Annotated in this window: 20 protein-coding genes; 8 read left to right on the top strand and 12 right to left on the bottom strand. The window is 66.9% G+C overall.

Features of this window, described 5'->3' with window-relative positions; all coding sequences use genetic code 11:
* Positions 1-8: 8 nt before the first annotated feature.
* Entirely contained in the window at positions 9-314 is a 306-nt protein-coding gene (locus RJT37_RS08750; protein ID WP_311170915.1) for a hypothetical protein, read from the bottom strand.
* Positions 315-479: 165 nt separating this feature from the next.
* Here RJT37_RS08750 and RJT37_RS08745 point away from each other — a divergent pair, with 165 nt between their 5' ends.
* Entirely contained in the window at positions 480-1811 is a 1332-nt protein-coding gene (locus RJT37_RS08745) for an adenylosuccinate synthase (RefSeq protein WP_313689551.1), read from the top strand.
* 21 nt (positions 1812-1832) lie between these two features.
* Here the strand turns inward: RJT37_RS08745 and RJT37_RS08740 are convergent, their stop codons facing one another.
* Positions 1833-3431, bottom strand: coding sequence for an aldehyde dehydrogenase family protein (locus RJT37_RS08740; RefSeq protein WP_313689549.1), 1599 nt, complete (start codon positions 3429-3431; stop codon positions 1833-1835).
* 221 nt (positions 3432-3652) lie between these two features.
* On the opposite strand from RJT37_RS08740, the gene RJT37_RS08735 reads away from it, so the two are divergent.
* Both RJT37_RS08735 and RJT37_RS08730 read left to right on the top strand, forming a co-directional pair.
* Positions 3653-3841, top strand: coding sequence for a methytransferase partner Trm112 (locus RJT37_RS08735; RefSeq protein ID WP_313689546.1), 189 nt, complete (start codon positions 3653-3655; stop codon positions 3839-3841).
* A 271-nt stretch (positions 3842-4112) separates the two neighbouring features.
* Positions 4113-4856: a DUF7524 family protein gene (locus RJT37_RS08730; protein WP_313689544.1), complete on the top strand. Its 744-nt coding sequence runs from the start codon at positions 4113-4115 to the stop codon at positions 4854-4856.
* A 13-nt stretch (positions 4857-4869) separates the two neighbouring features.
* On the opposite strand, the gene RJT37_RS08725 is transcribed toward RJT37_RS08730, so the two are convergent.
* Positions 4870-5004 (bottom strand): DUF7128 family protein, encoded by a 135-nt coding sequence (locus RJT37_RS08725; RefSeq protein WP_311170923.1) that lies wholly within the window; start codon positions 5002-5004, stop codon positions 4870-4872.
* 142 nt (positions 5005-5146) lie between these two features.
* Between RJT37_RS08725 and RJT37_RS08720 the strand changes: the two genes are divergently transcribed.
* The gene (locus RJT37_RS08720) at positions 5147-7345 is read left to right on the top strand and encodes an AAA family ATPase (RefSeq protein ID WP_313689541.1); all 2199 of its coding nucleotides are present in this window, start codon (positions 5147-5149) and stop codon (positions 7343-7345) included.
* A 25-nt stretch (positions 7346-7370) separates the two neighbouring features.
* Here the strand turns inward: RJT37_RS08720 and RJT37_RS08715 are convergent, their stop codons facing one another.
* The 8 genes from RJT37_RS08715 to RJT37_RS08680 all read right to left on the bottom strand — a co-directional run bounded on the left by RJT37_RS08715 (position 7371) and on the right by RJT37_RS08680 (position 17830).
* Positions 7371-10226: a DEAD/DEAH box helicase gene (locus tag RJT37_RS08715; protein WP_313689539.1), complete on the bottom strand. Its 2856-nt coding sequence runs from the start codon at positions 10224-10226 to the stop codon at positions 7371-7373.
* A gap of 108 nt (positions 10227-10334) precedes the next feature.
* Entirely contained in the window at positions 10335-11144 is an 810-nt protein-coding gene (locus RJT37_RS08710) for a metallophosphoesterase (RefSeq protein ID WP_313689538.1), read from the bottom strand.
* Positions 11145-11146: 2 nt separating this feature from the next.
* A complete protein-coding gene (locus RJT37_RS08705) occupies positions 11147-12973 on the bottom strand; it encodes a hypothetical protein (RefSeq protein WP_313689535.1) in 1827 nt (608 codons plus the stop codon).
* Positions 12970-14241, bottom strand: a complete 1272-nt coding sequence (locus RJT37_RS08700; RefSeq protein ID WP_313689533.1) for a Single-stranded DNA binding protein — start codon at positions 14239-14241, stop codon at positions 12970-12972. The genes RJT37_RS08705 and RJT37_RS08700 overlap by 4 nt, the downstream gene beginning before the upstream one ends.
* A 135-nt stretch (positions 14242-14376) precedes the next feature.
* On the bottom strand, positions 14377-14595 hold the full coding sequence (locus tag RJT37_RS08695; RefSeq protein ID WP_311171338.1) for a DUF7520 family protein: 219 nt from the start codon (positions 14593-14595) through the stop codon (positions 14377-14379).
* A gap of 338 nt (positions 14596-14933) precedes the next feature.
* Entirely contained in the window at positions 14934-16694 is a 1761-nt protein-coding gene (locus RJT37_RS08690) for a cbb3-type cytochrome c oxidase subunit I (RefSeq protein ID WP_313689530.1), read from the bottom strand.
* Positions 16695-16823: 129 nt separating this feature from the next.
* Positions 16824-17297, bottom strand: a complete 474-nt coding sequence (locus tag RJT37_RS08685; protein WP_313689527.1) for a DUF6684 family protein — start codon at positions 17295-17297, stop codon at positions 16824-16826.
* A gap of 167 nt (positions 17298-17464) precedes the next feature.
* On the bottom strand, positions 17465-17830 hold the full coding sequence (locus RJT37_RS08680) for a DUF7541 family protein (protein ID WP_313689525.1): 366 nt from the start codon (positions 17828-17830) through the stop codon (positions 17465-17467).
* A 110-nt stretch (positions 17831-17940) separates the two neighbouring features.
* Here RJT37_RS08680 and RJT37_RS08675 point away from each other — a divergent pair, with 110 nt between their 5' ends.
* The 3 genes from RJT37_RS08675 to RJT37_RS08665 all read left to right on the top strand — a co-directional run bounded on the left by RJT37_RS08675 (position 17941) and on the right by RJT37_RS08665 (position 20378).
* Entirely contained in the window at positions 17941-19053 is a 1113-nt protein-coding gene (locus tag RJT37_RS08675) for an OBG GTPase family GTP-binding protein (protein WP_313689523.1), read from the top strand.
* Positions 19054-19069: 16 nt separating this feature from the next.
* Positions 19070-19537: a TIGR04206 family protein gene (locus tag RJT37_RS08670; protein ID WP_313689521.1), complete on the top strand. Its 468-nt coding sequence runs from the start codon at positions 19070-19072 to the stop codon at positions 19535-19537.
* Between the two features lie 76 nt (positions 19538-19613).
* Positions 19614-20378 carry a VOC family protein gene (locus tag RJT37_RS08665; protein ID WP_313689519.1) on the top strand — a complete coding sequence of 255 codons (765 nt, stop codon included), beginning with the start codon at positions 19614-19616 and terminating at the stop codon, positions 20376-20378.
* 42 nt (positions 20379-20420) lie between these two features.
* Here RJT37_RS08665 and RJT37_RS08660 read toward each other — a convergent pair whose 3' ends face one another.
* Complete coding sequence (locus RJT37_RS08660) at positions 20421-20633, bottom strand: CpXC domain-containing protein (protein ID WP_313689516.1); 213 nt, start codon at positions 20631-20633, stop codon at positions 20421-20423.
* 149 nt (positions 20634-20782) lie between these two features.
* On the opposite strand from RJT37_RS08660, the gene artA reads away from it, so the two are divergent.
* Positions 20783-21706 carry an archaeosortase A gene (gene artA, locus RJT37_RS08655; protein WP_313689513.1) on the top strand — a complete coding sequence of 308 codons (924 nt, stop codon included), beginning with the start codon at positions 20783-20785 and terminating at the stop codon, positions 21704-21706.
* The last annotated feature ends 42 nt before the right edge of the window (positions 21707-21748 follow it).

Genomic DNA, 21748 nt, shown 5'->3' with positions numbered 1-21748 from the left:
GTCCGGACTCAGCCTTCGATCTCGACGGTCTCTTCGATCTTCATCTCGTCGAGTTTCGCGACGATCTCGTTGAGTTTCTCGTCGAGTTCGTCGACGAACTCCTCGGTCCGTTCAGTCGTGCGAGCACCCTGGCTCGACGGTTCGATGAGGTTCTCCTCTTCGAGGACGCGCAGGGAGTAGCGAACCTTGTGATGTGGGTAGCCGGTCTCGTTCGACATCTTCACGATCCCGATCGGTTCGCTGTCGATGACCATTCTCAGGACCTGTAAGTGGCGTTCGAGCATATCCACTTCCTTTTCGAGTCGGTCTATCATGTCATCTGTTAACTCGTCTGGGCAGGGTTTAAATGTTGCCCTCCGAACCGGCGGACCACAAGACAGCGGCTACCACGGTCTACGATGTGCTCCTAATTAACGATTCGGATCGGGGAGTCGGACGCTACCGTAATGGGTTTCACGAGGCGCGGAGTAGCGGCGTGTATGACCGTCACGATCGTCGGCTCCCAGCTGGGTGACGAGGGCAAGGGTGCACTTGTCGACCTGTGGGGAGGCGACGCCGACGTCGTTGCCCGGTATCAGGGCGGCGACAACGCAGGTCACACCGTCGTCGAGGACGGCGACGAGTACAAACTCTCTTTGGTGCCGAGCGGCGCCGTCCGCGGTAAGGTCGGCGTGCTCGGCAACGGCTGCGTCGTCAACCCGAAGACGCTGTTTTCGGAGATCGACGAACTCCGCGAGCGCGACCTCGATCCGGACGTCCGGGTGGCGCGGCGCGCCCACGTGATTCTGCCGTATCACCGCCGACTCGACGGGATCGAAGAGGAGGTCAAATCCGACTCCGATCTCGACGCGGGGACCACCGGCCGCGGGATCGGCCCGACGTACGAGGACAAGGCGGGCCGGCGCGGGATCCGGATCGGCGATCTGCTGGAGCCGGAGGTACTCCGCGATCGACTCGAGTACGTCGTCCCGCAGAAGCGGGCGCTGGCTGAAGACGTTTACGGCGTCGATACCGGGGAGGCGTTCGACGTAGAGGCGCTCTTCGAGGAGTACCGCGCGATCGGCGAGCGACTGGCCGAGGAGTCGATGACCGTGAACGCCGGGGAGTTCCTGGGATCGTACCTCGACGACGGCGCGGACGTCCTCTTCGAGGGCGCCCAGGGGACCTCGATCGACATCGACCACGGGATCTACCCGTACGTCACCTCCTCGAACCCGACCGCCGGCGGCGCCGCCACCGGCACGGGAATCGGCCCGACGGTGGTCGGCCGCGGGGAGGTCGTCGGCATCGTGAAGGCGTATCTCTCCCGCGTCGGTACCGGGCCGTTGCCCACCGAACTCACCGGAGACGACGAGGACCTCGCCGACTACATCCGCGAGAAGGGCGGCGAGTTCGGGACTGTCACTGGCCGGCCGCGACGGATCGGTTGGCTCGACGTCCCGATGCTCCGGCACGCTGCCCGGGCGAACGGCCTCACCGGCATCGCAGTGAACCACGTCGACGTCCTCGCGGGCCTCGAGGAGGTGAAGGTGGGGCACTCCTACGACCTCGACGGGGAAGAGCTGTTCACGATGCCGGCGACGACCGAACGCTGGGGGCGGTGTGAACCGAACCTCCGCGAGTTCGAGCCGTGGCCGGAGGTCGACTGGACGGCCGTCGCCGAGGAGGGCTACGACGCCATCCCGGAGAACGCACAGACGTACCTTGAGTACGTCTCCGCAGAAGTCGATGCGCCGATCTACGCCATCGGCGTCGGCCCCGACCGCGCGGAGACGATCGAGTTAGTGAATCCCTTCGACGAAGACGCGTAAATCGCGTTCCCCGCGGGCGTTTCAGAGACGTCCGGCTTCACCGACGACGGTTCGACTCTGCTCGCGCAGAAACTGCGGGAGATACCAGTAGCCGCCCGCAAATTTGCTCGTCGTTCCCGAGGACTTCCACCCGCCGAACGGCTGGGCCCCCACGAGCGCCCCCGTCGTCGCGCTCTGTTCTCGATTGACGTAACACATCCCCGATTCGATTCGCTCGAACCAGGTGTCGATCTCCTCGTCGTCCTCGGAGAAGAGGCCCGCACATAACCCGTATTCGCTGTCGTTTGCCTTCGTGATCGCCTCGTCGAGATCCGAGACCGGATGGATCGTCACGAAGGGGACGAAATGCTCCTCGCGGGCCAGTTCGTGGTCGTGTGGAATTCCCGTCGCGACGGTCGGCTCCACGAACCGCCCATCTTCGAGTTCGGCGCCCGAGGCGACGGCGCCTCCCGTCTCTATCTCGCCTTCCTCCCGGGCGGCGTCGCAAACGCGCCGGTACCGGTCGAGGGCGTCGTCGTCGATGAGCGGCGAGACGAACGCCGCTCTGTCTCGCGGATCGCGGACGGCGAGCTCCTCGGTCGCGGCCGTCAGTCGCTCGGTGAACGGATCGATCACGTCCCGGTGGACGTAGACGCGGGACGTCGCCGAACATTTCTGCCCGGCGTACCCGAACGCGCCGTTCCTGACGCCCGAGACGGCCTTCTCCAGGTCGGCCTTGGCCGTCACGATAACCGGGTTCTTGCCACCGAGTTCGGCGATCACCGGCCCCCGCTTGCCGAGTTCGACGAACCGTTTTTCGATACTGCGGCCGACGTCCCTGGAACCGGTGAAGACGACCCCGTCGACGTCTTCGTGCTCGACGAGCGGTCGGCCGACCGCGCTGCCGCTGCCGGTGACCAAGTTGACGACGCCGTCCGGCACACCGGCCGCAGAGAGCACCTCGACGACCTTGTGCGCGACGAGCGGCGTCGCGCTCGCGGGCTTTGCGACGACTGCGTTGCCGGTAATCGACGCCCCGGCTACCATCCCGGTGAAGATGGCCAGCGGGAAGTTGAACGGGCCGATCACGGCGAAGACGCCGAACGGTTCGAGCGCGTTCCGACAGTGCTGCCCCGGCGTCGGTTCGCCGGTGTCGAACTCGTAGCCCTCCGCGCGTTCGAGTTCCCGGCTGTAGAAACGGAGAAAGTCGATCGCCTCGTCGACGTCGGCCATCGCTTCGCTCCGGGTTTTTCCGTTCTCGAAGCTCAGTACCGCTGCGAACTCGAACTTCCGGTCGCGCAGTCGCCCGGCCGCCTGCCTGAATATTTCGACGCGGTCGCTCCACGGAGTCCGCCGCCAATCGCCGAACGCGCTCTCGGCGGCTTCGACGGCCCGGTCGACCGCGTCCGTGCCCGCCTCGGCGAACCGCCCGACTGTCCGCTCGCGGTCTCCGGGGCTCGTGACCTCGAAGTACGCTTCGGTCTCGTACTCCCGCCCGTCGATCCACAGCGGATGGGAGCCGCCCAACTCGGTTTCGACGGACGCGACCGCCTCCTCGAACGAGCGGTGGAACTCCTCGAGCGTGTCGTTTCGTCGGTGCGCGAGTTCTGTCAGCTCGTTGTCGAACGGTTCTGCTTGCATAGAGTCTAGAGGTTCGTTGTGTATTCGCATAAATTTGACCACATCCAGGGGGCGTTCTGCGGACACCGAAACAGAACGTGGTCACCACCCGATTCGACAGTGATACGCCGACCGGCGGCACGGCGCGCGACGGAATCGGCGGCTGTCCGTAGAGGCGTAGCCGTGGGTCCCATCCTCGCAAACCCGTAGCCTTTTCACTGCCGCTTGCCTCCCCTCACGTGATGAAAGAGTCACTGATGGACATCCTCTGTGACCCCCTCGACAAGAGCGACCTCGAACTCGAAGTCGACGAGCGCGACGGCGAGGAGATCATCGAGGGACGCCTGATCGGCACCGTCACGGGCGAGGTGTACCCAATCGAGGACGGGATCCCGAACCTGCTGCCGCCGGATATGCGCGACGACGACTGAGACTGGTTCCTCTCACTTTTTCCCGCCGAGCGCCGGCAACGAGGGTAGCACTCGGCGGGAAGCGACGAGAGTAATCAGTGTGAGCCTGTCGGGTACTCGCCTCTGCGTCGGGTCGGTATCTCCAATCAGCGACGCTCGCAACCCACCGAGGACGTACGAACCGGCGGAACAGCCAGCAACTACGACACAGGGGCGAAACGGTCGATTACCGTCGGATCGACGTGGGCAACCCACCTGAACGCTTTTACACGTTCGCTCCGTCGTCATCGACGTGTCAGAGTCGCTCCAGGTGGAACTGAACGACGGGGCGGTACACGCTATCGACGCGCCCGAGGAGTTCACCGCTCACGGCCCGTTTCACGTCGAACTCCGGAACGCGGGCGGCCCGGTGCACGTCCACCTTCGCCTCGCCGACGGGCTCTCGGAAGTGGCCCGTCTAGAGGGCGTCAACCACTACGTCGGGGACGAAACCACGAACGCGGTCCCGGTCGGCGTCGTTCCCGGGCGCGAGCCGGTCAGCGGCCGCATCGAGATCGTCTCGGGTTACGGCGCAGAAACTGCCAAAGTGGATGTGACTGTCGTTCCCGATACCGAGAGCGGGTCGAATCGGAGCGACGCCAGCGTCGAGCAGCCGCCGGAGCCGCCGAGGGGCAGCGGCGCGAGCGCCGAAACCGCCGAAACGAGGGCAGCCGACGCGGAGGGTGGCGGCGACACCCGAAGCGCCCGCGTCACCACGAAATCCTCCCGGCAGGCAGGAGTGACGAGCGGCCTCGGTTCCGGAACGCAGTCTCGGACCCGGCGCGCCGGTCGCAGTCACTCCGATCTCCGCTCGCGGCTCCTGTCGCTGATAGAGACTGCGTCCCCGGAGGAACTGGCGTTTCTGGGGCTGGCGGTCGTCGCGCTCGTGGTCGGGAGCGCCGTGATCCTCGCCGTCGGCGAACTCTTCTTGGGCCTCGTCGTCGCGGGAATCGTCGCCGCTGCCGTTGCGACGGCCGGGTGGCTCCTGCTTCAGTGAACGGGACCCGCGGTCACTGGAGGTACGAGGGCTCCTCCGCGTCACAGTGCTCCTCGTGGGCGTGTGCGTCGTCCTCGTCGTCCAACAACAGCCCGCACTCCTCACACTCGTACCACGTCTGTCCGTCGCGCGTGACGGTCGACACCATACCGTGAGAGACGGTACTATACGCTAAAACGCTTCCCCCCGAACAGTAGCGAGGGGCGGCCGCGGAAACGGCCGGCGATTGGGCCCACGACGGCGGTTCGCGACCGGGGAAGACAAAAGGCCCGTCGGAGCAAAGCGAGGGTATGAACGCGGACGAGGGCCTCGAACTCACCGTTCGCGGGGCCGAAAAGCGAGACGCCGGGCGGGGGATCGCCAGACTCCCGGAACCGGCACGGCGACGACTCGGGGTACTTAGCGGCGACACCGTCGTCGTTGCAGGTGGACAGGAGACCGTCGCGAAGGTGTGGCCGGCCGGCGGCGACGTGCCCGCCGATACGGTCCTGATCGACGCCGATACGCGAGCGAACGCCGGCGCGAAGATCGGCGAGACCGTCCGCGTGCGGCAGGTCGACGTCGAGGACGCACGGTCGGTGACGCTATCGATGCCCGACGGGGTCGCCTTCGAAGACGACGAGCGCGCGGTCGAACTCATCAAGCGGGCGATCCGCGATCGGCCGATCCAGCCCGGCGGGCAGATCCACTTCGAGTCACTCAGTGCCGAACCGTTCGTCGTCGCCGAGACGAGCCCGGACGGGATGGTCCGCGTGACGGACGACACGAAACTTAAGCTCTCCCGGGAGGGGCGGGTGAGCCGGGTGGTCTCCTCGATCGCCGGAAGCGGTGATTCCGGCGCCAGCGACGGCAGAGGCGGTGGTGGCGGCGGCCCCGGGGCGGACGCTGCCGGCACGGGTCCGATGGTCACGTACGAGGACATCGGGGGTCTCGACGAGGAACTCGACCTCGTCCGGGAGATGATCGAACTGCCGCTGTCGGAACCCGAGGTCTTCGCCCACCTTGGGATCGACCCGCCGAAGGGCGTACTCCTCCACGGCCCGCCCGGCACGGGCAAGACCCTCATCGCGAAAGCGGTCGCAAACGAGGTCGACGCGACGTTCATCACCGTCTCCGGGCCCGAGATTATGTCGAAGTACAAGGGCGAATCCGAGGAGAAACTCCGCGAGAAGTTCGCCGAGGCCCGGGAGAACGCCCCCGCGATCGTCTTCTTCGACGAGATCGACTCGATCGCGGGCAAGCGCGACGACGGCGGCGACGTCGAGAACCGCGTTGTCGGGCAGTTGCTCTCGCTGATGGACGGCCTCGATGCCCGCGGCGACGTCGTCGTCATCGGCGCGACGAACCGCGTCGACACGCTCGATCCCGCGCTTCGCCGCGGCGGCCGCTTCGACCGCGAGATCGAGATCGGCGTCCCGAACGAGCGGGGCCGACGCGAGATCCTCGACGTCCACACCCGGCGGATGCCGCTCGCCGACGACGTCGATCTCGATCGGCTCGCGGCCCGGACGCACGGCTTCGTCGGCGCCGACCTCGAAACGCTGACAACCGAGGCGGCGATGACCGCGCTCCGCCGCGGTCGTCGTGACGACGCCGACGCACCGATCACGAACCTGGCGGTCACGCGGGCGGACGTCGAAGCGGCGATGGCGGCGGTCGAACCGTCGGCGATGCGGGAGTACGTCGCGGAATCGCCGACGACGACGTTCGCGGACGTCGGCGGCCTCTCGGAAGCCAAGCGGACGCTGGAACGCGCCGTGACCTGGCCGCTGACGTACGGCCCGCTGTTTGACGCCGCCGGCACCGACCCGCCGACGGGCGTGCTGTTACACGGACCTCCCGGGACCGGCAAGACGATGCTCGCCCGCGCGATCGCAGGGGAGAGCGGCGTCAACTTCGTGCAGGTGGCCGGCCCGGAGCTTCTGGACCGCTACGTCGGCGAGTCCGAGAAGGCGGTCCGCGAGGTGTTCGAGCGTGCGCGGCAGGCCGCCCCGGCGATCGTCTTCTTCGACGAGATCGACGCCGTCGCGACCGACCGCGACGCTGCTGGGGGCGACTCCGGCGTCGGGGAGCGCGTCGTCTCCCAGCTTTTGACCGAACTCGACCGGATCGCAGACCACCCAAACCTCCTCGTTCTCGCGGCGACGAACCGGAAGACCGCGCTCGATCCCGCGCTGCTCCGTCCGGGACGGCTGGAGACACACGTCCTCGTTCCCTCGCCCGACGAGGCCGGCCGCCGGGAGATTTTCGACGTCCACCTCGACGGCAAACCACTCGGCGACGAGGTCGACCGCGACGAACTCGCGGCGGCGACGGAGGGGTACTCCGGCGCGGACATCGCGGCCGTGGTCCGCGAAGCGTCGATGCGGGCGATCGAAGCCGTGGCCGCCGCCTACGAGGGCGAGGCAGCGAACGACCACGCTGACGAGATCGTCATCGGTGCTGAGGATTTCGATGCGGCGCTAGAAGCGGTCGGGCCCTCGGAGTGAGAGCTATCGGAAAAGACGGGATCGCTCAGTCCCAGAAGGACTGCGTTCGGGCGTACTGCCGCTCCTGTTCGAGGATGTCGCGGTAGAAGTCGGCCTCGTCTTCTCGGAGTTTACCGATGATCCGCGCGGCCGTTTGCGGGCCGACGCCGCGCGCCGCCAGCGCGATCACGGCCTGCTTGCCGTGGCTCTGGACGAGGCTCGCCGAGCGGTAGGCGCGCTTCACCAGCCGCTCGGCCTCGTCGTCGCGGTCGTTCCCGTCGGACCGGACCGCGGCGGGGGTCTCCTCGTCCCAGGGGTTCAGGCAGGCGATCCGGGTCGCCCCGCAGTCGGGACACTCCGGCGGGTCGCGGACGCGGCGGACCTTCGTGGTGTGTTCCCACTCCCGGCAGTGCAGACAGAGGAGCCGGACTCGGTCGTTGCGGATCCGCTCTTTGACCGCCTCGATCACGCTGGCGTCGGCGTTCTCGGGGACCAGCAGTTCGCGCCCGCTGGATCGGCCGCCGGTCCCGATGGGCGTCCGCTCGCGGGCGGTGGCGAGTTCGAGGTCGTCCTCGGCGTGTAGCCGGGCGAGCAGATCCGCGGTCGCCTCGACCGCCAGGTCGACGTGAAACACCTCCCGGACGGCCTCGTCGTAGACGGGCGTGTCCTCTAGGGCCGCGAGCAACCGGTCCGCGCCGAAACGCTCTCGGCCCTGATACCGCTTGAGTGCCCCGAACTTCGCGGCGACCTGTGCGAGCGTGAACTTCAGCGCGTCTGAATTCTTCAGCGCGAGTTCGAGGACCGCTTCGACGTGGTCGGGTTCGGTCGTCTCCAGTACCTCGGTCACGTCGCGGATCGACGCCCGGGACGGGATTTCGAGTTCGATCCGGTAGGGACTGATCTCCATCCCGACTGACGAGCCCGTCCGCTGGCCGACCAGAGCAGCGAGCAGCCGACCGATCGTCTCGTTGACGCGGTGGCCATAACAGCTGTTCAGGACGACCGTTCGGGCCTGCCCCTCGACGACGAGTCGGTCGGCGGTCGGGACTGGGAGCCCGCTCTCGACCTGGCGTTCGATCGGATCCAGCGCCGCCGCGAGCGTGTCGGCGTCGGTCGGGTACCGCCGGCGGAGGTCCCGCGCGACGGCCTCGCGGGTCGCCCCGCGCTCGAACTGCTCGGCGGCGACCGCACGGATCTCGCCCACTTCGTTGGCGACGCGGGCGGGCACGGGGATCTCCGAGCCGGTCCAGGAGGGCACCTCGCCGCTGGGATCCTCGATCGGCGTGACGTTCACCCGCGCCTCGTCGTCGTCGATGTCGTTGATGCGCCACATCTCCCCGCGCTGGACGAACGCGGCGCCGGGTTCGGCGAAGTTGACGACGAACCGCTCGTCGAGCGTGCCGATCTGCCCGCGCGAGGAGATGTCGTGCACTTCGTAGGTCTCCTCGTCGGGGATCATCGAGAGGTTGGCGTAGAAGTACTGCCAGGTCCCGCTCGATTTCTCCAGCCGGTCGGCGTCTTCCTCCAGCCACAGCAGTCGGTTCTTCGAAAGCTCTCTGACCACCTCGCGGAACGTCGCCTCGTCGAGGTCGGCGAAGGGATACGCCGCGGTCACGAGCTCGTAGGCCCGCCGCGCCGACACCTCGCCCTCGTCCATCACGATGCCGACGATCTGGTTCGCGACGGTGTCGAGGCTGGCGTGGTGGATCCGCGCGGGTTCGACCTCCCCTGCCTCCGCGCGCCGGGCGATCGCGAGCGCTTCGAGCGTGTCGTCCGGCGAGGCGGTGACGAGCGTCCCCTTCGAGACCTGATTCCGGCGGTGGCCGGCGCGGCCGACGCGCTGGAGGAGCCGCGAGACCTCCCGCGGGCTGCCGTACTGGACGACGTGATCGACGCGGCCGACGTCGATCCCGAGTTCCATCGAGGAGGTACAGACGAGGGCGTCGAGGTCGCCGGACTTGAACCGGTCTTCGACGTCGATCCGGACGTCCTTCGAGAGCGACCCGTGGTGGACCTCGATCGGTTCGCCGAGCGCCTTGAACCGCGAGCCGAGCGCCTCCGCAGTCTGTCGCGTGTTCACGAACACCAGCGTCGACTCGTGGTCGCGAACGATATCCCGGACGACCCGGACGTGACTCGCGATCTCGGCGTCGGTGGCGAGTTGGCCCGCCAACTGCTCGTCTTCGGGCGTCACCTCGGGGTGCGTGACCGAAAAGGAGACGTCGCTCCCGACGTCGACCTCGACGATCTCGAAGTCGCGGTCGCCGGTCAGAAACCGGCCGACCTCCGCGGGCGACCCCACCGTCGCCGAGAGGCCGATCCGCTGGTAGGAGCCCGCAAGCGCCTGCAGTCGTTCCAGCGCAATCGTCAACTGCGCGCCGCGCTTCGCGGAGGCGAGTTCGTGGACCTCGTCGACGACGACGTGGCGGACGTCCGAGAGCGCCCGCCGGAGTTTTTTCCCGGTCAGCATCGCCTGCAGCGTCTCGGGCGTCGTCACCAGCACGTCCGGGGGATCGTCGGCCTGTTTCCCCCGCTGGTACTGCGTCGTGTCGCCGTGCCGGACGTCGATCTCGACGTCCAGCGTCTGCCCCCACCACTCCAGTCGCTCGCGCATATCCCGGTTCAGCGCCCGCAGCGGAGTGATGTAGAGCGCCGAAAGCCCCTCGCATTTCTCGGGGTCGGAACGGACGATCGCATCAAAGACCGGCAGCATCGCCGTCTCGGTCTTGCCGGTCCCGGTCGGCGCGAGGACGAGGGCGTTCTTCCCGGCGGCGAGCGGCGGGATCGCCCGGCGCTGTGGCTCCGTGGGCGTCTCGAAGCCGCGGTCGGACAGCGCCGCCCGCACCGGCTCCCCGAGCGCCGTGAAGGCGTCCATCCCCCGGGGAGACGTCGCGTCAGCCATCGCCATCTCTACCGGCGCGAGCGGATTAAGGGCAGCGTTCGCCCCTTGTCCTCCCGAAGCGACGACGACCACCCGCCCTACACCGATCGGAAGCGACGACCACCCGCCCTACACCGACCGGAACGGCCCGAGACGGGTGCCGTCGAGCAGGTACGCCTCGGTCTCGGCTTCGACGAGCGCGTCCGGCAGGAACGGGGACAGGAAGCCCTGGCCGTCGACGTTCACCCACGTGCCGCCCGATCGGCCGTTGAACGCCGGGAAGACGACAATCTCCGGCTTCCGCCAGTCGAGGTCGGCGACGTCGACGCCGAGGTGTGCCGCGAATGGCGCCGGCTGGAGCGGCCCGCGGAGCCACGCGCGCTCTTTCCGCCCGCCGCCGACGCTGTCGGCCAAGCGGACGGCTGGATGCTCGTGGCCGACGCAGATCACGTCGCTCTCGACGACCGCCCGGGACGGCCACGTGTGGCCGTGGACGAAGCCGACGCGTCCCAGCCTGACGCCGTCTGTCGGTTCCACTGTCACGCGTTCGTCGTCCTCGAAGCGGGCCGCCAGCCCTCCGTCGTGGTTGCCGGCGACGAGCGTGATCGGGACGCGCGGAAGCGAGGCGAGCAAGTCGTCGAGTTCCTCGGCCTCCGCGCCGTCGGGTTCGCCGATCCGGTGGATCAGATCGCCGAGGACGACGAGACGGTCGGGACCGACGCGGTCGAGGAGCCCCTGGAGTCGGGTCCGACGGACGGCCGCGTTGCTGTCGAGTTCGACGCCGCGCTCGTACCGGAGCCCGATTTCGATGCCCGCGTGGTAGTCGGCGACGACGAGCGCCGTCTCGCTGTCCAGTCGGGCGACTGCGGCGGGCGATCCCGGGACCGGCTCGACGAGCGAGTCGGACGTCACCGGTCCATCGCCGTCGGAAAACGACACAGTTAGATCGCCTTCAGCATTCCCTCGGCCGGCTCGTAGCACTTCCCGCCCATCAACGCCTCCTGGATAGCGTCTTCGACGTCGTCGGGATCCGCGCCGTACTCCTCGACGACGGCCGCGACGACGGCCTCGCGGTCGGCGCCGTCGCCGTCGTCGAGGTCCGCCATCACGGAGACCGCGGCGTCTTCGAGGTCGACGTCCTCCGCTGAGGTGCCTTCGGCTGCCGAGTCGCTGCTGTCGGCCGAGTCGTCCGCTCCGGCCGCCAGGGCGGCGTCGTCCTCGCCGGCCGTGTCGGTGCCAGCGGCAGATTCGGGAGTCGCGTCCGGTTGCGAGCCTTTCGCATCCGCCGCTTCCGGTTCGCCTGACTCGGGAGTCGCCTCCGGAGTCGTGCTGGTATCCGCCGGCTCGGCCGCGCCCGCGGTCTCTTCGGCCATCGATTCGAGTTCGTCGGGATCCGGGACGTCGATGTCCGCCTCGCCCGGTTCGTCGACCTCGTTGCCGGTCGAGAACTCGGTCCCGTACTCGGATTCGATCTCCTCGCGCTCCTCCTCGTCGAGTTCGTACATCCCTTCCTCGTCGAGCGGGGCGTCGAGCCCGTCGTCGGCAGTCTCGGTGGCTCCGTCGTCGACCTCCGCAGATCCGTCGTCGGACCCAGCCGAGGGTTCCGTCCCGAAGTCTCCGAGGTCGTCGGTGGCGGTGTCCGATTCCGGCGCGGAGGCGTCGATCTCGCCTTCGGCGTCGCCGGCCGCTCCGAGATCGGCGTCCGCACTGGTATCGGCGGATTCCGACTCGGGTTCTGCCTCCGGTTCCGTTTCGGGCGCTTCCGCACCGTCGTCGGCCACGGCTGCATCCGTCGGTTCCGCCGAAGCAGTGGCGTCCGACGGTGCGGGTGACGTGTCGGCGTCCGCTGTGGTCACATCGTCCGCGGACGGCGCTTCCTCACCTGACGACGACAGCGCCTCCTCACCTGACGACGACGCCGTCTCCTCACCCGCCCCCGCTACGTCAGTTTCGGGGGTCGATTCCGGCGACGGAGCGGTATCCGCCGATGGGGAGGGTTCTGATTCCGCCGGTGTCGGCGCCTCGGCGGTCGCAGCCGACGACGACGCCGGCACGGCTGGCAGCGGCCCGAGTTCGTCCGCTCCCGGCTCGTTCGGCCCGACGCTCGGCGCAGTGACGGCGTCGCGCTCGTCGGCGACGAGTTCCAGCGCCTCGACCGCCATCCGCCTGACAGCTTCGAGGTAGTGTTCGGTCGGCTCGTAGTGATCGACGGCGAGCGCAACCCCCGCTGCGAGCGCGCTATCGACGCCGCGGGATTCGAGCGTCGCACGGAGGTCCTCGCCGCGGACGTCCAGTTCCAGCGCCACAGCGGTCGTGGCGACCCGATGCAGCGTCGCCTCCGCCGCGGCGACGACCCAGCGGTCCCGGGTGTCGGCGTCGACCTCGTTGAGGCTTTCGGGGCGTACGGAGGTGAAGATCCGATCGGAGTCGTCCGGCTGATACGTCCGTGCCTTGCCGGTGAGCGAGACGAAACACGGTGGCGCGGCCCGTTCGAGGAACGCGGCCGCGTCCGGCTGGTACTGCCCCGCGTACGTGACGAACGCGCCGGTCGGATCGACGACCCGCCCCCGGAGGACGTCCTCGCTGACGGACTCGACCTCGGTGAGGGCGCCGACGGCGAAAAGCCGGTTCGTCCGCGCGCCCGTCGGCGTGACCACGTAGTTGGGTGCGCGTTCCTCCTCGCCCTCCGAGTACGAGAGCGTCGCGTCCTCGAATTCGGCTGCGAAGAGCCGGCGAGCCACCTCCCGACCCTGGGGAGCGTCGCTCACGAGCGCACCTCCCCGAGCAGTGCCGCGGCACGGGTCGCCGGATCGTCCGTCGAGCGCTCGAACTCGCTGGCTTCGACGTTCGCGCCGTAGTCGTCGACCGAGAGGTTCCCGCGGACGCGGTACTCGCGGCCGACGACCGCCTCGCGGATCTCGTCGGCGACGACCTCCTTGTTCATCGCCTCGCGGGCGGCAGCCATCGCTTCCTCCATCGTGCCCCCGTACAGTTCCTCCGTCAGGTCGCGGTCGAGGACGACCGTCACCGTCCCGGTCCCGTCGTCGAGGATCGCCTTCACGCGCATATCGTCCTCGCCGTCGACGTCGCCGTGGACGCGGCACTGGCCGTTCTGGAGGACGCGGCCGCAGTCGGGGCAGCGCTCGATGAGCCCGGAGCCATCGCGGACTTCGAGGACGTTCCCGACGAGTTCGACGTCGAAGAGGCCGCCGGAGCCGATCGCTTCGGCGACATCCATCCGCGGCGCCTCGTCGTCGACCTCGACGTCGCGGGCGAGCGGCGTGACGGTCGTGTACTCCGAGAGGTTCACCTGCGGGACGCCCCGGAACTCCCGGACGTACACCTCCTCGAAGCGGAAGTCGTGGCCCTCGCGGAGTTCCGAGCGCGCCTCCCAGTCGGTGAAGGGGAGCCGCCCGGTCTCGTCGGCGACGATCCCCGACCGGATCGTCGTCTCGCCGTCGCGGCCGTCGATGACGCGCTCTTCGGATTCGAGTACCTGGACCTCCACGTTCCGTCCCCGGTCGCCCGACCGGAGGTCGACGAGGTCTGTGTCGCCGCCGACCTCGTGGGGGACCTCCACGGGCGTCGTCTCGATGGCGACCGTCGAGGACTGGCCGATGTTCAGTTCTGGTTCGCCGTCCCACTCGCGGACGCCGGCGTTGCCGACGGTGATCGAGTCGCCGGGCTCGAAGCCGAAGTCCTCCCAGGCGGTGTAGGAGATCCGGCCCGTCTCGTCGGCGAACTCGCCCTCGTGGATCGTCTGCTCGTCGCCCTGATACCGGATCGAGCGCCGGCCGACGGTGAGCACTCGGACCGTCACGGTGACGTTCCCGTCTTCGGTAGTGACGTCCGCGACGTCTTTCGTCGTCGGGGTCGCGTCGCCGCCGCCGTCACCTCCGTACTTGCGGCGGATGCTCTGCTTTGCCTCGTCGATCGGGACGCTGTACGAGAGCAGGTTCTCAAGGTCCGATTCGACCTCCGATTTATCTACACCGAGGGTGGAGGCGAGCTCCTCGGCGTGGTCGTCTACGTCCATCGTCGGTGTGTCTACAGCCGCCTGGAATAAAAAGGGTCGCCGGCGGTGCCGCTCATAATGATTACTCTCACTGTTTCCCGCCGAGTCCCACCCCCGTCAGCGGCGCTCGGCGGTAAGAGACGAGAGTAATCATTATCACTCGTCGATGTTCCGCGAGACGTAGCTCACGAGCGCGAGCGGAATCCCGAGCACGAGCGCGATGGTCAGTCCCCCGTAGGCGGCGAAGCCCAGCGGCGACGCCGGGAAGGGAATCAGAAACAGAAACCGCGGCGACCGAAGCCCGTCGACGAACGTCCCGGTCAGCAGGCCCGCGGCGGTCGCGACGCCCACGAGCGCGACGTACAGGAAGAGCACGAACCGCTGCCCGCTGCGGCCCTCTGTCTCTCCTGCGACGTCGGAGTCAGACTCTCTCGTCCTCTCGCGTCCGTTCACGGATCGATTTCGGTGGTGCAGTCGGTTAAGCGACCCGCTTGCCAGCTGATTCCTTCGACCGCCGGGACCGACGCACCTTTGCTTGTCGGTTCCGAAGAACGGTTATGAGCGATAGAGACCTCCTCGGCGTCGTCCTCGGAACGGTCGCAACGCTGATGTTTCTCACCGGGATCGCCCTCGCTATCTGACGAAGTGGGCAGGACAGTCGTCGACAGAACAGCCGTCGAAAGAATAGCAGCGAAAATCCGGCCGCGACTCCCCTACTCCTCGTCGGGGGTGCCGCCATCGGGCAGGACGGCCTCCTCTTCCTCGCCGCCGTCCGTGATCGCCGTCTCGATTTTTCGTTCGTACCAGTCCCACTCACCCGTGTACAGGCCCGACTCCCGGAGGTCCCACGGATCGCCGTCGGTGACTTCCGGCCCCTCGAGCCACGAAGCGACGAAGTTCCAGACGAAGATGATCTGGCCGGCGAGCAGGATGACCGCGCCGACGGTCGCGAGCTGGTGGAGCGTCGCGAACTGCGGCAGGTACGTGGCGTACCGACGCGGCATCCCGCCGTAGCCCAGCAGGATCATCGCGAAGAAGGTCACGTTCGTCCCGACCATCGTGAGCCAGAAGTGGGCCTTGCCGAGGGTGCGCTGGTACATCCGGCCGGTGTATAGCGGGTACCAGTAGTACAGCCCCGAGAACACGGCGAAGCCGATCGCCCCCATAATCACGTAGTGGAAGTGCCCGACGACGTAGTAGGTGTCGTGGAGGATCAGGTCCACCGGGATGCTCGCGAGGAACACGCCCGTGACGCCGCCGATGATGAAGTTCGCGACGAAGCCGATACTGAAAAGCATCGGCGTGGTCAACCGGACCCGGCCGTTCCACATCGTCGTGATCCAGTTGAACGTCTTCACCGCGCTCGGGATCGCGATGGCGAGCGAGACGGCCATAAACGAGGCGCTGAGCCGGGGGTCCATCCCGGTCGCGAACATATGGTGCGCCCAGACGCCGAAGGAGAGCACGCCGATCGCGAGCGTGGAGTAGACGACGAACTTGAAGCCGAAGAGCCGCCGGCCCGAGAACCGCGGGATGACGTAGCTCACGATGCCCATCGGCGGCAACACCAGGATGTAGACCTCGGGATGCCCGAAGAACCAGAACAGATGCTGCCACAGCATCGCCCCGCCCTCCCCGGCGAAGAAGGTCGTACCGAAGTTCCGGTCGAAGAGCAACATCACGAGCGCGCTGCCCAGAAGCGGGAACGCAAAGAGGATCAGCCCCGACTGGGTGAGAATCGTCCACGAGAAGATGTCGAGGTTGGCCCAGGAGGTCTTCTCGTCGCGTTCGGTGAAGATGGTGGCGATGAAGTTGATCGATCCCATCGTCGCCGACACACCCGTGAGGTGGAGCCCGAGCAGCATCAGATCGACACCGGCGTTCGCCTGGTTACCGACGCCCCCACCCGCCGAAAGCGGCGTGTACATCGTCCAGGCCGTCTGTGCCGGGATGAGATCCGGAATCGGGAAGAAGCCCGCCCAGATGAGGAGCGCGCCCGGCGGCAAAAGCCAGAAGGCGATGGCGTTGATCCGCGGGAACGCCATATCGTCCGCGCCGATCAGAAGCGGCACGAGATAGTTCGCGAAGGCCGCGATGATCGGCGTCCCGAAGAGGAACAGCATCGTGATACCGTGGCTCGTCAGCAACGAGTTGTAGAACGTGTTCGAAAGCAGCGTCATCTCCGGGAAGAGCAACTCGATCCGCATCGCGACGACCATCAGGCCGCCGACGACGAACGCCGTGAGCGCGTACGCGCCGTAGAGGATCCCGATATCCTTGTGGTCGACTGTCGTCAGCCAGCGGATGATGCCGGATGGTTTCTCGGAGACGTAGCTTTCCCCCTGCCCGTAACCGCCGCCACCCGCAATCGGGGTGTACGACCGCCAGTTTTCCACCCGCGCGAGCCACGCGGCGACGGCCACGAGGAAGAGCCCCATAAGGACCGTCAGTGCTAACTGCCCGTTGACCTGCATATCCGTCCTTGAGGAACGGAAGGTAATGAATGGTTCGGGATGCCTCAACCGGCTCGCCACGAACCGGTAGACTGCCTCGTCACCAGCAGTGATCTGCCCGGTTGCGACCGCGAGGGAGTGGCGGGAAAATCAGGAGTCGGTCTCGTCGTCGCTGTCGGCGTCCGCACTGTCTCCGTCGTCGCCCTCACCGTCGTCCGCTGAACCCGCATCCGCCTCCGCGTCGGCTTCGTCTGCCCCGTCGAGTTCGGCGTCGCTTCCGTCGTCTTCGAGTTCGGCGTCGCCGCCCTCGTCGTCGACTGCGGCGTCGGTCTCGCCGTGTTCCTCCTCGATGGGCGTTGCCCCCTCGACGCTGGCCTGTCCCGGCAGGTAGACGTCTCCGGACTTCTCGCTGCCGGCGACCGCCCGCCCGGCGAAGTACGTCAGGACCGCGAGCAGGACGAAGGGAACCGCCAGCAGTCCGAACTGGACCGACGAGGTGAGCGGATCGATCCCGAACGGCGAGAACACGGCGAAGGCGACGACGAAGAAACCCATAATAAAAAGCGGGACCACGTTGACCGTGAGATCCAGCAGGGTATCCCGGTCGAAGATCTTGTTGGCCATAGGTGACCCTTCCGGTGGAGAATCAAATAGGTTGTTGATTCGTCTTCGACGACGCAGGTGACGTCGCCGCCGCTGTGCCGGGACTCATACTGATTACTCTCATCGATTCCTGCCGATCACCGTCAACGGGGGTGCCGCTCGGCGGGAAACAGTGAGAGTAACCAGTATCAGTACGCCGGCTCGCCGTCCGGTGTGAACAACGTTCCCGCGAGGCCCGCAGCCACGAGAATCACGCCCGCAGCGACGATCGCGAGTCCCCGGTCCGGGAGGTCGATGGCGGTGTACATAAACGCGGCCCCGAGGGCGAAAAGCGGCACCGACACCGCGAACAGGGCGCGCCAGGGCGTCCGCGCGTAGCTCGATTCGGTCACCAGGCCGGCGACGCTGCCGCCGAACAGGAGGAGGCCACCGACGGCCAGCGGGAACAGGCCGAAGAGGATTCCGAGTTCCGAGATCGGAATGCCGAGCGCGACGAAAAGCGGCCACGGACTCGCCGTGCGATACTGCTCCGAGAGCCCCGGTTCTGCATCCATTGTTCCCCAGTACGCGCCGGAGCGTACAAAGCGCTTCGATTCTGCCAACTGCGCCCCGGACGCGGACGGAAAGAACACCTTTTTCGACGCAGATGGTTGACTCATACCCGATGGGACTGGAGGAAGAGATCGAAGACCTCCGCGAGGAGATCGCGAACACGCCGTACAACAAGGCCACCGAACAGCACATCGGTCGGCTGAAGGCGAAACTCGCGGAGAAAAAAGAGAAACTCGAGAACCAGTCCGGCAGTGGCGGCGGCCACGGCTACGCGGTCGAGAAGACCGGCGACGCCACCGTCGCACTCGTGGGCTTTCCGAGCGTCGGCAAGTCGACGCTGATCAACGCCCTCACCAACGCCGACAGCGAGGTCGGCGAATACGAGTTCACGACGCTCGACGTCAACCCGGGAATGTTGAAGTACAACGGCGCGAACATCCAGATTCTCGACGTCCCGGGGCTCATCGAGGGCGCCGCCGGCGGCCGCGGCGACGGGAAGGCGGTCCTGTCGGTCGTCCGCACGGCGGATCTGGTGGTCTTTCTCCTCTCGGTCTTCGAGATCGAACGCTACGAGCGGCTCAAGCGGGAACTCTACAAGAACAAGATCCGCATCGACACGTCGCCGCCGAACATCACCATCTCGAAGCGTGGCAAGGGAGGCCTCCAGGTAACGACCTCCGACGACGTCTCCCTCGACGAGGACACCATCGCGAGCGTCCTCCGGGAACACGGCTACGTCAACGCCGACGTGACCGTCCGCGGCGACATCACGATCGACGAACTCATCGACGGGATCATGGACAACCGCGTCTACCTCCCCTCGATCGTCGCCGTCAACAAGGCCGACCTGATCGACCGCGAGTACCTGCCGACGGTCGAGGAGAACCTCCGGGAGGTCGGCGTCGACCCCGAGGAAGCGACGTTCATCAGCGCCGAGGCCGAGAAGGGCCTCGACGCGCTGAAAGAGCGGCTCTGGGAGAACCTCGGGCTCATCCGGATCTATATGGACAAACCGGGGCGCGGCGTCGACTACGAGGAGCCGCTGATTCTGATGGAGGGCGAAAACACCGTCGACGACGCGCTCCGAAAGCTCGGCGGCACCCTCGAAGAGCGGTTCCGCTTTGCCCGCGTCACCGGGCCGAGCGCGAAACACGACGAACAGCAGGTCGGCCGCGACCACGAACTGCAGGACGAGGATATCCTCCGGGTCGTCGCCCGGAAGTGACACGGGGCCGAAGACTGTGCCTTCCGCCCACGATAGTCCCGAAACGTCCTCCACCAGGCGGACCCTGCTGGCGCTGCTCTCGCTTCTGTTCCTCCCGTGGTCCCTGCAAGTGTTTGCCGCGGGCGACGCGACGTTCCTGTTCGCGTGGGGACTCGTCAACACGAACCCGCTCTCGGTGACCACGCTCTTCGACTTTCTCTTCGTGTACACGCGCGGCCTCCCGGAGTACATCCTGGCGTGGCCGCTTTCGGTCGCATTCTACGCCGCCGCGGTCGCAAGCGCCGTCGTCGGCTGGCGAGTCGACCGCGAGGATCCGCGGGTCACCGGCGGCCTTCTCGTCCTCGCCGGAATCGCCCAGCTCCGGCTCGCGTGGGGCTTTTCGCTCCAGCCCGGCCGGATCGCGTGGCCAATGGGGACCGTTGCGTTGCTGGCGGTGGCGTGGTGGTACTACTGGCCGCGTGTTCGCACGATGCGGCGATCATAGCGGGTCGGTCTCTCCCGACGACTGGGCCGTCCCTCGGTCAGCACCCTTTTTGATCGCGGCGCTCGTTCGGTCGCCTATGTCCGGAGTACTCGACCACGTGATGATGCGCGTCGAAGATCTCGATGCGTCGCTCGATTGGTACACGACCCACCTGAACTACGAGGAGAAGGGCCGCTGGGAGGCCGACACCTTCACCAACGTCTACCTCGGCCCCGCGGAGATGCACGAGGAGGGGGCGATGCTCGAACTGACGTACAACCACGACGACCGGACGTACGAGATGGGCGACGCGTGGGGACACATCGCCGTTCGCGTCCCCGAGGGCGAACTCGAAGCCCACTACGAGCAACTGATGGACGAGGGCGTCGAGGACTACCGCGACCCCGAATCCTGTGGCGGCCGCTACGCGTTCGTGAAAGACCCCGACGGCCACGAGGTCGAGATCGTCCAGCGGGATCCCGATCTGCCGACGTGGAGCCTGGATCACACGATGATCCGCGTCGAGGACGCCGACGAGGCACTCGGCTTCTGGACCCGAAAGTTCGAGTACGAACACACCCGCCGCTGGGAGTCGGACACCTTCGCGAACTACTTTATGAAGCCGGCGGGCGCCTCAGACGCCGCGATGACCGTCGAACTCACGTACAACTACGACGGCCGCTCGTACACGATGGGCGACGCGTGGGGCCATCTCTGCGTCCGTGCCGACGACCTCCACGACTACTGGGCGACGCTGATGGAACGGGAGGCCGAGGACTACCGCGACCCCGAATCCTGCGACAACCGGTACGCGTTCACGAAAGACCAGGACGGACACGAGATCGAGATTCTGGAGTCCTGAACGGCCGCAGCGACTGGGCCACCCGAATCGACGCCGACCGCGCTACTGGGTAGTGACTCGGAGCACCGCCGAACAGTGCGGACACCGCTCCTCGTGGTATTCTTTGCCGTCCATCCCGTCTGCGAAGCCCGAGAGAATCTGACTCGCCGCGCTTTCCTCGGTGACGGAGTCCTTCAGGGTGACGTCGACGATGGTTCCGGATACGAACACCTCGACGTCATCGCCGCAGGAAGGACACTGCACACGCTCTCTCATACGACGAGGGACAGAGTTCTGCGGGGTAAAAGTTGTGACAGGATCGACCCCGTCCGGCGTCCAAACGGAGGTTCAGTCCCGACCACGGTTCCGCGTTCCCGACACACGGAACGACAAGGGATTTATCCGTCAATCTCGTTCGGTCGGATATGCCAGGTGTCCTCTCCGATGCGCTCGCGTGGGCCGTGATCCTCACGTTCGTCGTCGGAGTGTTCTCGCTCCGCCGGAACGAGCGGGCCGCGCGGTATCTCACGGTCGCCGCGTGGGTCGGCTTCGCCGTCTTCTGGCTCCAGTTGGTCCCGCACTTCGCGTTTGTCCACAAGAGCTACGTCGAGGGGATCCTCGCCGTGGTCGCGGTGCCGGCGTCGCTGTACGTCGGCTATCTGCTCTTCGACGGCCGCGACTCCCTGTTCGTGCTCTCGCGGGCGGTCGCGGCGATGGGCGTGATCTACCTCCCCTTCGAGACGATTCCGGCGTTCACGCTTTTGGGCATCGCGGTCCCGGCCCCCCGCGGCGTCCTGATGGAGACCGTCGCCGCCCAGACCGGGTTTCTCGTGAACGCGTTCGGCTACCACCCGGAACTCATCGTCGGCGACCAGGGCTATCTCAACACGTTCCTCTTCTTCGACGGCGACCACCGGCTGACCGTCGAGGTCGTCCTCGCGTGTACGGGCCTCGGCAGCATCGCCATCTTCGCCGGCCTCATCAGCGCAGTGAAGGCTCCGCTCCGCCGCAAGCTCCGCGCGATGGCGATCGCGGTCCCGATCATCTACGCTTTGAACCTCCTGCGAACGACGTTCATCACCATCGCCTTCGGCAAGCAGTATATGCAGTGGTTCGTCGACGAGATCCTCTTTCTGTTCGGCGCCTCCGACCCGTATATGGTCTCGTTTTTCATCTCCGATCGGATCATCAGCCAGCTGCTCGCGGTCGTGGTCCTCGTCGGGATCACCTACCTCGTCGTCCGGGAGTTGCCCGAACTGCTGACGATCATCGAGGACGTCCTCTTCGTGGTGACCGGCGACGAGTACGACCTCGAATCCGAACTCGGGCTGAATCGACCGGGCGTGTGAGAGGGGAGACCGTCCACGGCGACACGCGGACTGCCGACACCT

It is taken from the genome of Halobellus marinus (assembly GCF_032113415.1).
In the GTDB taxonomy this organism is placed as follows: domain Archaea; phylum Halobacteriota; class Halobacteria; order Halobacteriales; family Haloferacaceae; genus Haloquadratum; species Haloquadratum marinus.
Note: the sequence above shows the minus strand (reverse complement) of the source record. Positions and strands in the feature narration are given on the sequence as shown.